The following is a 12229-nucleotide window of genomic DNA, read 5'->3' on the forward strand; positions in this document are numbered from 1 at the left end:
TCTCCCCTTGCGGGAGAAGGTGGCCGAGCGAAGCGAGGTCGGATGAGGGGTCGGTCAGTGCATGACCGGCCCTTTTTCGTTGGAGATGGACCAACCCCTCATCCGGCCCTGCGGGCCACCTTCTCCCGCAAGGGGAGAAGGATCAGTTGAGGGTGATCCGCCTTGCCCCCACGGGGATCGCCAGCTCGTCGCCGGACCATTGCGCCGTGCGCCCGTCGATGCGAACCCGCTCAGGCCGCCCCTCCCCCGCCGGCCATTGCAGCACATAGCCCCCCGGCGGCGTCGCGCCCTGGCCAAGGGTCAGCACATAGGCCGCCCCCTGTTTGCGATAGGCGTAGGTCAGCGCTCCATAGGCCGTGCGCAGATCCTTCACCCCCACGCCCTCCTTCGTGTCCAGCCAGGCCTCCGGCACGCCCGCCGCCAGCACCAGGGCGTGGTCGCGGTCCCGTTCGTAGGCGAACAGGTCGAGGGCCGAGCGGATATAGTCGGAGCTGATCCAGGCGTGGGGCATGTCGCCGATGAAGCGGGGCTCGCGCTTGTCGCGCCCCACCACCTCGGCCCAGCCGTTCCAGGCCTCGGGCCGGCGGTCGGCCATCAGGAAGTCCAGCACCGCCAGGGCGCGGTCCTTCTGGCCCAGCCGAACATAGGCGCCGACCAGCCGCCATTCGTACGGGGTATAGTCCTTCCACGCGGTGCGATTGGTCAGCCGGTTCTGGAAGTTTTCCCAATAGCGGTCGAAGGTTCGCGCCATCAGTTCCGGCGGAAGATTATCCTGCTCGCCCGACGGCGACAGGGCGATGGTGGTCGAGGTGGCGTCGAAATCGCCCCGGTCGGCGGCGCCCGCGATCCAGTCGATGTCGTGGTGTTCGGCCGTCGCGACGATGGAGGCCCGGATGTCGGCGGCGAACTGATCCCGCGCGGCGGCGTAGCGGGCGGCGGCCTCGGCGTCGCCCAGGGTCTGGGCGATGAAGACCGCGTCCTTGTAGCCCAAGAGGCCCCAGAAATCGTCCCAATAGGAATAGGCCGCCTTGTCCGAATAGCCCTCGTGGCTGATCGTCGGCGGCAGCAGGCCGTACAGATGGCGCTGGTCGGGGGTCTGGAACTCAGGCGTGCGGGTGGAGGCGCGCAGCTCGTCCATATAGGCGACGGCCTTCTGCACCTGAGGCCAGACCTGGCGCAGCAGGGCCTCGTCGCCGGTGTAGCGGTATGTCTCGGCGGCCAGGAAGACGAACTCGCCGTGACTGTCGTTCTCGGGCACCGGATCGGCGCCGCGTGCGTCGACGCAGCACGGGACCTTGCCGTTCTCGAACACATAGGGGGCGTACCAGCGCAGATAGTCAGCCGAATGCTCGGCCATGCCCAGCCGGTTCAGCCCCTCGGCCATCATGGCCCCGTCGCGGATCCAGGAGCGGTTGTAGCTGCGGGTGCCGGGCTGGAGGATCGGCCCCTGACGCGACATCAGCATATGGGCCAGGGACGACTTCAACGCGTCCTCGATCCGCTGGGCGGCGGGCGGCAGGGTCAGGTCCACCCGGTCCAGCTTCTCGCGCCATTCCGCCGCCAGCGCCCGCTCGGCCTGATCCAGCGCGGCGACGCCCTGCCCCGCCTGCGGCGTCTCGCCCGCCAGCGGCGACAAGAAGCCGAAGGTGCGTGTCTCGCCGGGCTGGAGCATCACCTCATACAGCAGGGCGCCGGCCGGCAGGTCCGTGGGGTCGGAGACCATGACCGGTTCGCCGGCGGGCCGTCGCGCCGACGGTAGAATCAATGATTGAGGATCTACCCCTGCATCGAAGCTCGAGGCCGCGACGGCGTCCGGCGCGGTCAGGGGCTGGACCCGAACGTCGTCGTTCAGCGTCAGGCTCGCGCCGTCCCAGGCGATCCGCTCGACCGGCGCCACGCCGCCCGGAATGGCCAGGAACTGTACGGGTCCATTCACCTGCAAGGGTCGCGCCGTCAGGGCCAGGGTCAGGGTGCGGGGCCGATTGGAGGTGTTGGTCAGGTCATAGCGGCCCCACAGACGCGCCTGGTCCGGCGCGCCGTCGGCGAAGCTGGTGATCTTCAGCGTCCAGTCGTCGGCGGTCCAGGTCACGGACGGTATGGGCAGGTCGCCGTCCTTCAGCCCCTGTTCGACATTGACGTCGGCCCAGGTGATCAGCCGCCCGTTGTCGATGACGAAGGGTTCGATGCTGGGGCCGGCGCGGCGCAGTTCGATGGCGCCGTCCTCGCCGATCAGGCCGCTCTCGCCACCGCCGTCGACGCCGACCAGGGTCCAGTAGGGCTGTTCCCCGAAAAAGCCGCGTGGATAGAGGCCGCGACGGTTCTCCTTGGCCACCGCCTCCACAAAGGCCGTGGCGTCCTCGCCGAAGGCCAGGGGTTCGACCTCGATCTCAGTCAGCGCATAGGTCGTCGCCTGCCCTGCCCCCAGCCGCTGTCCGGCGCCGGACGAGCCGACCACGTCCGACGCGGGGACCGGCTTCAGCGGCTCCAGCCGCAGCCAGCGGGCGGTCGCCTCCGGCGTGCGCAGCCAGTCGACGCCGCCGTTCCCGCCCGTGACCGTCGCCAGCTCGCGCCAGTCCCGTCCGTCCGTCGAGGCGGAAATCCGATAGTCCGCCGCCGCCCCCCGCTCGCCCCAGCGCAGGGTCAGGCCGCCGAACTCGCGCTCGTATCCCAGGTCGAGGGTCAGGGCCGAGGGTTCGCCCACCGGCGGGGTCCAGGCCGTCTTCGGGTCCAGATCGACGGCGTTGGCGGCGGTCGTCTGCGGCCGGCCGTCGCCGGCGACCGGCTGCGGCGGCGCGACGGGATCGACCGGCAGGGCGCGCTGGCTCAGTTGGTCGATCTCGACGGCGCCCTTGCCGCCCTCGGCCGCCACCACGACGAACTCGACCCGTTCGGCGCGGCGCAGCACCGTCTCCGGGCTGGGGCCCCAGGCCTTGGACACCTGGCGGCGCTTGATCACGAACTTCGTCCAGCCGTCGGGGAAGTCGTAGCGGGCCGTCTGTTTCCACCAGACGTTCTCGGCTGAGGCGTCGGTCAGCTTGACCTCGAAGGTGTTGACCGGCCCGGCGCCGCGCACCCAGAAGCTGATCTCGTAATTGTCGGGCAGGTCGAACGGCAGGGGCCTGCTTAGCACCGCATAGCCGGCCTTGCCGTCGAAGTCGTAGTCGAGCCGCACGGCGCGGCCGTCATGCCCGGCGACGGCGGAGACGGCGGCGTGGACGTCGGTGGAGGCGCTGGCCTCCCACCGCGACGCGTCGTCCATGCTGTCGAGGACGCGCGTGTCCTGCGCGACGGCGGGGGCGGCCATGAGGGCGGCGCTGAGCGCGAGGATGGAGGTCAGGATACGCATTCGGATTACTCCAGTTTCCTCTGTTGCCGTCATCCTCGGGCTTGTCCCGAGGATCCATACGCCCGGTGTCGAAGGCGTGCGTCCCGTCCTCGACGGAGTCTATGGATCCTAGGCACAAGGCCCAGGATGACGGCGGTGGAGGGCTACAAGGATCACCCCTTCACGCTGCCCGCGAGCATGCCGCGGATGTAGTAGCGTTGCAGGGCGAGGAAGAGGATCAGGACGGGCGCGACTGTGACGACTGCGCCCGCCATCATCAGTTCGATGTCCTGCACGTGTTCGCGCGACAGGGCCGCCAGGGCGACCGGCAGGGTGTAGTTCGACTGGTCCGTCAGGATGATCAGCGGCCACAGGAAGTCGTTCCAGCTGCCCAGGAAGACGAACAGGCCCAGGGTGACGATGATCGGCTGCAGCGTCGGCAGGACGATGCGGCGGAAGATCTGGCCTTCGCTCGCGCCGTCGATGCGGGCCGCCTCCAGCATTTCGTCGGGAATGCTCAGCGCATACTGGCGCACCAGGAACAGGCCGAAGATCGAGGCCAGCCAGGGCGCCAGCGCCCCGGCATAAGTGTTCACCAGTCCCATCCCCTTCAGCATCAGGAACAGCGGCAGGGTGCCGATCTGGGCCGGCACCACCAGGGCGGCGACCAGCAGCTGGAACAGCCGTTCGCGCCCGGTGAACTTCAGCTTGGCGAAGGCGTAGCCGGCCGGGACGGTGAAGCTGAGCGCCAGGATCGTCGCCAGGGTCGCCAGGGCGAAGCTGTTCCACAGATAGCGGGCCATGCCCTGGTTCAGGAACAGGTCCTGATAGTGCTCCAGCGTCCAGCGCGACGGGACCAGGGGCGGCGGGAAGGTCGCCGCCTCACCGGTGGGCATGAAGCTGACCGACGCCATCCAGACCAGCGGGAACAGGACGATCAGCGCGATGAGCGCGACGGCGAGGTTGAGGAAGATCGAGCGGATTTTCACTGGTACGCCCCCACCCGCTTGGCAACGCCCAGCTGCACCAGGGTAATGGCCAGGATGCACAGGAACAGGACGAAGGCGACCGCGCTGGCGGAGCCCAGGTTCCACCATTTGAAGCCCTCTTCGTACATGAAGTAGAGCACCGTCACCGTGCTTTGGGCCGGGCCGCCTTGCGTCATCACATAGGGTTCGGCGAACAGCTGGAAGAAGCTGGCGACCGAGATGATCGAGACGAGCAGCATCGTCGGCGCGATGGCCGGCAGGGTGACATGGCGGAACTGCTTCCACGGCCCGGCGCCGTCGATGCGGGCGGCCTCGTACAGATCGTCCGGCACGGTCTGAAGCACCGCCAGGAAGATCAGCATATTGTAGCCGAAGATCTTCCAGACCACGAACATCAGGATGGCGGGGATGGAGGTCGAGGGCTGGCCCAGCCAGTCCACCGCCGGCAGGCCGATGCTCTCCAGCCCCCAGTTGATGACGCCGTAGCGGGTGTGCAGCAGATAGCGCCAGACCACGGCGGTGGCGACCAGGGTGGTGACATAGGGGGCGAAGAACATGACCCGCCAGATCGGCCGCCACTTCACCACCCGCGCATTCAGGATCACCGCCGCGGCCAGCGAGGCCGCAATGGACAGGGGCACGCCCAGGACCGCGAAGGTCAGGGTGTTCTTCATCGCCCCCCAGAACAGGGGATTGGTCATCAGCCGCTCGTAGTTCTGCAGGCCGACGAAACGCAGATTATCGAGGTTCGCCAGGGCGTAGATGTCGAAGTCGGTCAGGCTGAGCAGCAGGGCCGCGATCACCGGAAAGGCGAAGAACAGGCCGATGGCGATCATCGCAGGGGCGACGAAGGCCCAGGCTGCGCGCTCTCTGGCCGCGCGTCCACGCGACGGCTTCACGCGGGCCAATGTCGGATCGGCGACGGTCATACGGCCCTGCCCTGCTCCATCATCCAGCGGCGCTTCTCCAGCAGCCGGTCCGCCCGACGGTCGATCTCCGCTGCCGCAGTCTCGGGGGTATATTCGCCGCGCACCATGCGTTCGGCGACGATCTGCATCTCGGTCACGATCCGCTCCCACTCCGGAACCTTGGGCACGGCCTTGGCCCGCTCCAGCTGGCCGCGGAAGGGCGCCAGCATGGGGTCGCGCTCCACCTGGGCGATGTCCCAGGCGCTTTTCCGCGCCGGCAGATCGCCGACGATGGTGTTGAACCGGGCCTGGACGGCCGGCTCGGACAGATAGCGGACCAGGGCCCAGGCCGCCTCCTGATGCGGCGAGGACTTGAACACCGCCAGGCTGGACCCGCCCGGCGCCGAGGCGCCCAGGCCGTTCGGTCCCGGCACGCCGGCCGTGGCCCAGCTGGATTGAAACGACGCCGGCAAGCGGCTGCGGAAATCGCCCACGCTCCACGGGCCGGAGAAATAGAAGCTGAAATAGCCGCGCGCGAACTCGGTCCAGACGTTGGAGATCTGCGCCGCCGAAGCCAGGGGCGCCAGGCCCTCGGCGAACAGGCTGCGATAGAAGGCCAGGGCCGAGATGAAGCCGGGGTTGGAGAAGTTGCCGCGCGTATTGCGGTCACGCAGCAAGGGCTCCTCGGTCTGAAGGCCGAAGGTCAGAAGCTGCTCGAACTCGTTTAGGGGCAGCAGAATGGCGTAGTTGTCGCCGCCCGCCACGCGCTTGATCCCGTGCATGGCCCGCTTCCACTCGGCCCAGTCCCGGGGCGGGGCGCCGAAGCCGGCGCGGGCCAGAAGGTCGGTGCGATAAAACAGAAGCCGCGTATCGACGTACCAGGGCGTGGTCATGCCCCGGCCGGCCACCTCGTTGGTCTCCAGCACCGCCTCGAACTGATCGGTCAGCAGGTCGGCGGCGGCCGGCGGGGTCGGCGACAGGGCGCCGATGGCGGTCAGTTCCGACACCCAGGTGTTGCCGATCTGGCTGACGTCCGGCAGCGAGGCGCCGGCGTAGGCGGTCAGCAGTTTCTCGTGCGCCGCCGTCCAAGGCAGGGGCTGGACCGCGACGCGGACGCCGGGGTTGCGCCGCTCGAACTCGGGCATCAGCTGGCCCACCGTCCCGCCCTCATTGCCCATGGCCCAGAAGCGCAGCACCGTCTCGCCGTCACGACGCGGCGTGCAGGCCGCCGCCGCCCCGCCCGCCAGCAGCGCCAGGGCGCCCCGCCTGTGCGGGCCAGAGGTCATGCGTTCAGCCAGCCGCCGGTGAAGCCCGCCGTCTCCAGGGCCTTACGGATGTGCGGCTCGCCGCGCATGTAGCGCCAGATGAAGTCGGAGCGATGGTTCTCGGTCATGCCGACAATGGGGCCCTGGTCGATGCCCAGATAGTCGTCGGCGACCCAGCCCACGCCGTCAATGATCTTGCCGTGCTGCAAGGGCCCGTCGCGCTGGGTCAGGGTCGGGTTGAAGCTGTCGAGGAAGCCCCACTCAGTATAGATCCCCGCGCCGAACCGGCTCTTCATCGCCTTGATGCAGGGCACGACGATCTCGGGCGCGAAGGCGATGGAGCTGGCCGCCGCCGTGGGTGCGATGGTGCCGTCGTCGCGCTCGCCGGGACCGCGCGCCGAATAGCTGAAGAACTCGCGCTCGACCCCGTTGATCGTCTGCTTGAAATCGCCCGGCCCGTCGCAGGCCGTCAGGCCCCAGGTCTCGGACGAATAGCCGGCCCACTGGCCCGGATTGTCGTGGGCGTATTTCTGCTGGGCGTAGACGGCGCGGCGGCTGTTTTCGAAATAGTCCAGATACTCGCCCATCTGGGCCGTCTGGCCCCGCATCCAGGCGTCCTGGATGCCGCGGAAGTCGACGTACATATGGCTGTACTGGTGGCCGAAGATCGGCGCGAAATTCAGGTGCCAGCTGCCCCAGCGGTCGGTCCAGCTCTGGTCATAGCTTGCGGCCCACTCATGCCAGACGTTGACCGAGACCGAATGGGTCGGGCTGCCGATGGCCAGGAGCAGCAGCAGCATCCCCTCGTTATAGACATGCCAGTCGGACGGGATGAAGCCGCTCTCCGGATGCCAGCCCATGGTGATCCGGTTGTCGCGCACGACGGCCCAGTCCCATTCGATCCGCTCGTACAGGGCCTGGACCCGGCTGCGGATCTCGACCTCGTCCGGATGGTCGCCGTCGAAATAGCGGGCGGCGAACAACATGCCGGCGATCAGCAGGGCCGTATCGACGGTCGACAGCTCGTTGGTCCGGTAGCGAAGCCCGGTCTCCATATCGAGGAAATGATAGAAGAAGCCCTTGTGCCCCGCCGTGCCGGTCGGCTCCGGTCCCTGGGGCAGGCTGTGGAAATAGCGGACGGTGGTCAGGGTGCGCTCGCGCGCCTCGTCCCGGCTCATCCAGCGGCGCTCGACGCCGATGGGCCAGCAGGTCAGGGCGAAACCGACCGCGGCGATGGAGCAGAAGGACGGCGTGGGCCAGCGATCGGGAGTCAGACCGGTGCGCCGATCCGTGACCTTCTCGAACCAGCGGAAGGTGCGTTCCTGAAGCTCGTCGATCTCGCGGTCCAGCCGCAGGGGCCGCCGCTGCGTGCCGTTGACCGCCCCGCTTCCCTGCTGAGCCGCCTGCGTCTGTTGCGCCGCCGCCTGCCCCGCGACAGCGCCGCCGACCGCCAGGGCGGCGGCTCCAGCCGTGGTTCGCATCAGGAAGTTTCGGCGGTTCATGGGCACGCTCACTGGGTCTGTATCAAGAAGAAGGCCGCCTCCCGCGCAAGCGGAAGGCGGCCCAGGCTCAGGGGGAGTTAGAAGGCGTAGCGCAGACCGACCTGGAAGCTGCGGGTCGGGAGGAACTGAGCGGTAGGCTGACCGAAGGTTGGATTCAGCGGCGCCTCGCCTGTGTTTGATGTCCGGTAGGTCTGGTTGAAGCCGGAATAGTTCTTGAAGTTGAACACATTAATCGCGTCAGCCGTGAACTCGACTTCCTGCCCACCGAAAATCTCGAAAGACTTCGCGAGCCGCAGATCGACCTGACGATAGGCCCATTCCCACGCGGGAATGATGAAGGCGTGTTTCTCGGGATAGGCCGAGAACCAGTCCGGCTTGGCGCCATTCCCGACGTTGTTCCGAGTGTAAGGCAGCCCCGACCCCAGGGTGATGATCGACGACAGCTGGAAGTCCAGCGGAAGGGCGACGGTACCGGACATTACCAGACGGTGGCGTTCGACCCCCGGCGTCGTGAACGTCGGAGAATAGCTGGTCCAGGGATAGTCGAAGTCGAAGTTGCCCAACCCCTGATCGCGGCTGCCGTTCTGAGTGGCGTCCATAAAGGTGTAGGCGATATTGGCTCCCCAACCGCTTGCCGTGTTGAAGGGTTTGTCCGCCGTGAAATAGATCGCGTGCATCTCCCGCTCGCGGTCATGGTTCGAGACGAAAACACCGGCGTTGTAAGGGAAGGCCACGCCGGTGACCGGATCGATGAGGTTCGCCGGCTGGGCTGCAGCGGGCACGCTGTTGGTCGCCGGATCCAGGTTCGCGCGGTACCAGGCGAACTCGTTCTTGGTCTTGGCGTAAGAGAATGTCAGCGCCGTCTGCCAGTCGCCGATCTTCTGGCGAACACCCAGGTTGAACTGATCAGTCACCGGCGGCGGCGCGTCATTCTTGATCAGGAAGACTTCGCCGCGACCGACCGTCCCTCCGAGCAGTGAATCGAGGCCCTCCGCCGTGGCGTAGCTCGGATTCCAGGCGACCGTGTCCGTGCGACCGCCATAGGCGCCGCCGGACGGGGAGAAATAGATGGTCCGCGACAGCTGGTAGGGCTTGAACCGCTCGTCAAAGGCAAAGTTGAAGCCGATCCGGTCGTAGTAGCGGCCCGCGCCCCCGAACAGAACCGTACGCTCGTCGCCGAAGAAGTCGTAAGAGAAGCCGAAGCGCGGCTGATAGGCGTCCTTGAACGCGGGACGATCTCCGTCAGAGATATAGTCGTCGATATTGATATAGGATGGGTAGTCGAAGCCAGGCGCATTGCCGATGGCGGTCAACATGCGACGAATATCGTCAGGCGTACGCCAGTCGTTGTTTACAGCATTGTCCTCGTAGTCCCAACGTAGGCCCATGTTCACTTCGAGCTTGTCGGTGATCTGCCAGTCATCCTGGATATAAAGGCCCAGGACGTTGTTATCCACAGACGTCGCATCGACCGGCAGGTTCAGACTCACCACGGTGGGTATGGCATTCGACCCAACCACTTCGGGCCTAGCGTCGACGTCGTAAGTAAACTGGGGGTTCCGGTTGAACTGTTTGAAAACGCTCAACGTCTGGATCGAGTATTTCACACCCATCTTAACGGTGTGAAGCCCGAACGCCTCGATGTCGTTGAACGTCAAATCATTTTTGAACGTCAGGCTTTCCTGCGTCAGATCCTGATTGTTCGTACCGCCGCCCGCATTGAATATTCCATCGCTCTGATCATATCGGAACTGGAATCCCGGTGTTGTGGCGCTCGCATCGCGGTAAGAAACATACCGCTGTCCCGAGAGATCAAAATTCACCGCACGGGGATTATACTGCGACTTCAGATAATCTACGGATGCCTCGTTCAGGAAGCCATTCCCCTGGAACTGGTGTCGCAGTTGAAGGGACTGGGTCTCGCCATTGATGGCGTTCGCACGCGAGAAGGCGTCGGGCCCATTTCCGAAGTTCCGGATATCTTCTTCTTTGCGATACGTACCGCTCAGGTCCAGCCGCTGCTGATCATTGATCGCCCAGGACAGCTTACCAAAGACCAGATCTTGCTCGAACGGTCCTTCAAAAGTTCCGAGCTGATCCTCAAATAGCGGCGTATATTCGGTGCGGCGTAGGAACACTGAACTCCCGCGCGTCTCTTCTTTCCGCTCGTAGGAAAGGAAGTAGTGCAGCGTATCTTCAATAATCGGCCCTCCGACAGAACCGCCGTATTGCAGACGATCAAGCTGCGGCCTTTCTTCGCCACGCGCCTTGGAGAAGACGTTCTGGGCGATCCAGCTGGAGTCCTGATAGGTGACGAACATGTCGCCGCTCAGGTCATTGGTGCCCGAACGCGTGACCGAGGTGATGATGGCGGACGACGCCTGCTCGTACTCGGCTTTGAAGTTCTGGGTCAGCACCCTAAACTCCTGCACAGCGGCTTGGGGGAAGGGATTCCCACGGCTGTCGTCCTGACCGGCGATGCCGCCGTCGTTGATCAACGACTTTTGGTTCTGGCCGTCGATAAAGACGTTAATGGCGCTGGAAGGCTGCCCGCCTGCGGTGATGGTGCGCTCCGTGTCGCCTTCCGTCACGCGGACGCCAGGCGCCAAGGCCGCAAAGTTCAGGAAGTTGCGGTTGATCTGGGGCAGATTATTGATCTGTTGCTGGCTGACGCTTGTCCCCACTTCCGACGTACGGACGTTAAAGGTGCGACGACCGACAACGACGATTTCGCCGACGTTCGTGGCGGCATCCCCAGTCGAGGTCAGGTCAAGGTCTAGGGTGCCGACTTGGCCGAGTGCGAGCGTCACCGTGTCTTCAGTCGTCCGACCGTCGCTCGTGGTGACCTGGATGCGGAAGGTGCCGGGCCGAAGCCCAGGAATGACGTATTGGCCATTTTCGCCGATGCGGCCGCGGGTGACATAGCCGGTCGCCACCTCGGTGGCGGTGACGGTGCCGGTTCCGGCGGCTTGGCCGTCAGAGACCGTGCCCCGGAGGGTTGATGTGGCGCTCTGCGCCGTCGCCGCGCCGGCGAAGCCTGCGGTGATGGCGAAGGCGGATACGGCGGCCAGGGCCGCGCTACGCGTATTGAACTTGATCATCCTGATGTCCCCTCCTGATGGGTCCGATTCACGACAGCGACGCCGCCGTCTGATCGGGGTTTGACCCGGCGGTTGCGGCCGCCGCGGTGGATTGACGAACGACCAGGGCCGGTCGAACGATTTCACAAGCGGTGTCCGCCTCGGCGTTCGCGCCGGCCTGGACCAGGCCGATGAGGCGTTCGACGCCCCGGCGGCCCATTTCCGCAATATTCACTCTGAGCGTGGTCAGCGTCGGCCGGACCAGGGCGGCCAGCGGCACGTCGTCGAAGCCGACCACCGCCACGTCCTCGGGGCAGCGCACGCCCGCCTCCTGGAAGGCCAGCAGGGCGCCCAGGGCCATCATGTCATTGGCCGCGAACACCGCGTCCGGGCGCTGGTCCAGCGCCATCAACTGTGTGGCGGCGCGATGCCCGGCGGCCTGGGTAAAGTCGCCCTCGACGATGATCGGGTCCTGGCCGACCAGGGCGCTGGCGTAGCCTTCGGCGCGAATATCGGCTTCCAGGTTGCCGGCGGCGCCCCGGATATGGGCGATGCGGCGACGACCGGTGGCGATCAGATGTTCGACCGCCGCCACGGCGCCCCCGTGGTTGTCCACAGCGATCGCCGGCCGGCCGCCCTCGTCCAGACCGCCGTTCATGACCAGCACCGGAGTCCGGCCCGCCACGTCGGCGGCCAGATTGGCGGCCCGCACATGGGGCGACAGCACGATCATGCCGTCGACCCGGCCCCGCATCGACCGCAGCGCCGCCATGGTCTCTTCGGTGTCGCCGTGGGAGCTGGAGACGATCAGGTGCTTGCCGTGCGCCCGCGCGGCCAGGTCCATGCCGCGGATCAGTTCGGAGAAGAACTCGCCGTACAGGTCCGGCAGGATGACCCCGATGGTGTCCGTCCGGCTGGTGGACAGGCTGCGCGCCCCGACATGGGGGACGTAGTGAAGATGCGCGACCGCATCCAGCACCCGCTGGCGCGTGGTTTCGGTGATGGCGTCCGACCCGTTCAGCACGCGCGACACCGAGGCCACGGACACCTTGGCCCGTTCGGCGACGTCGCGGATCGTGGCGGCCTTGGCGGCGGGCGCACGTCCGTTCACGGCTGATGAGGCGGCGATATCCAAGTGTTTCCCTCTGAGCGTCATCGCG

7 protein-coding genes are annotated in these 12229 nt (G+C 66.4%); all 7 read right to left on the reverse strand.

What is annotated here, in order from left to right; translation table 11 throughout:
* Nucleotides 1-142: 142 nt before the first annotated feature.
* Nucleotides 143-3346 (reverse strand): discoidin domain-containing protein, encoded by a 3204-nt coding sequence (locus GYM46_RS01170; RefSeq protein ID WP_008263589.1) that lies wholly within the window; start codon nt 3344-3346, stop codon nt 143-145.
* Nucleotides 3347-3498: 152 nt separating this feature from the next.
* Nucleotides 3499-4314 carry a carbohydrate ABC transporter permease gene (locus GYM46_RS01175; RefSeq protein WP_008262922.1) on the reverse strand — a complete coding sequence of 272 codons (816 nt, stop codon included), beginning with the start codon at nt 4312-4314 and terminating at the stop codon, nt 3499-3501.
* Nucleotides 4311-5243, reverse strand: coding sequence for a carbohydrate ABC transporter permease (locus GYM46_RS01180; protein WP_008260225.1), 933 nt, complete (start codon nt 5241-5243; stop codon nt 4311-4313). The genes GYM46_RS01175 and GYM46_RS01180 overlap by 4 nt, the downstream gene beginning before the upstream one ends.
* Nucleotides 5240-6508, reverse strand: a complete 1269-nt coding sequence (locus tag GYM46_RS01185; protein WP_008263473.1) for a sugar ABC transporter substrate-binding protein — start codon at nt 6506-6508, stop codon at nt 5240-5242. The genes GYM46_RS01180 and GYM46_RS01185 overlap by 4 nt, the downstream gene beginning before the upstream one ends.
* Nucleotides 6505-7989: a glucoamylase family protein gene (locus tag GYM46_RS01190; RefSeq protein WP_008261453.1), complete on the reverse strand. Its 1485-nt coding sequence runs from the start codon at nt 7987-7989 to the stop codon at nt 6505-6507. The genes GYM46_RS01185 and GYM46_RS01190 overlap by 4 nt, the downstream gene beginning before the upstream one ends.
* Nucleotides 7990-8066: 77 nt before the next feature.
* A complete protein-coding gene (locus tag GYM46_RS01195; RefSeq protein ID WP_008260121.1) occupies nt 8067-11090 on the reverse strand; it encodes a TonB-dependent receptor in 3024 nt (1007 codons plus the stop codon).
* A gap of 28 nt (nt 11091-11118) precedes the next feature.
* Nucleotides 11119-12204, reverse strand: a complete 1086-nt coding sequence (locus GYM46_RS01200) for a LacI family DNA-binding transcriptional regulator (RefSeq protein WP_230307637.1) — start codon at nt 12202-12204, stop codon at nt 11119-11121.
* Nucleotides 12205-12229: the final 25 nt, after the last annotated feature.

This window comes from Brevundimonas mediterranea, assembly GCF_011064825.1.
Classification (GTDB): Bacteria; Pseudomonadota; Alphaproteobacteria; order Caulobacterales; family Caulobacteraceae; genus Brevundimonas; species Brevundimonas mediterranea_A.

Bases quoted from the DNA above. Each gene is read 5' to 3' on its own strand.
- GYM46_RS01170 (WP_008263589.1), bottom strand. From the start codon at position 3,346: ATGCGTATCCTGACCTCCATCCTCGCGCTCAGCGCCGCCCTCATGGCC.
- GYM46_RS01180 (WP_008260225.1), bottom strand. From the start codon at position 5,243: ATGACCGTCGCCGATCCGACATTGGCCCGCGTGAAGCCGTCGCGTGGA.
- GYM46_RS01185 (WP_008263473.1), bottom strand. From the start codon at position 6,508: ATGACCTCTGGCCCGCACAGGCGGGGCGCCCTGGCGCTGCTGGCGGGC.
- GYM46_RS01190 (WP_008261453.1), bottom strand. From the start codon at position 7,989: ATGAACCGCCGAAACTTCCTGATGCGAACCACGGCTGGAGCCGCCGCC.
- GYM46_RS01195 (WP_008260121.1), bottom strand. From the start codon at position 11,090: ATGATCAAGTTCAATACGCGTAGCGCGGCCCTGGCCGCCGTATCCGCC.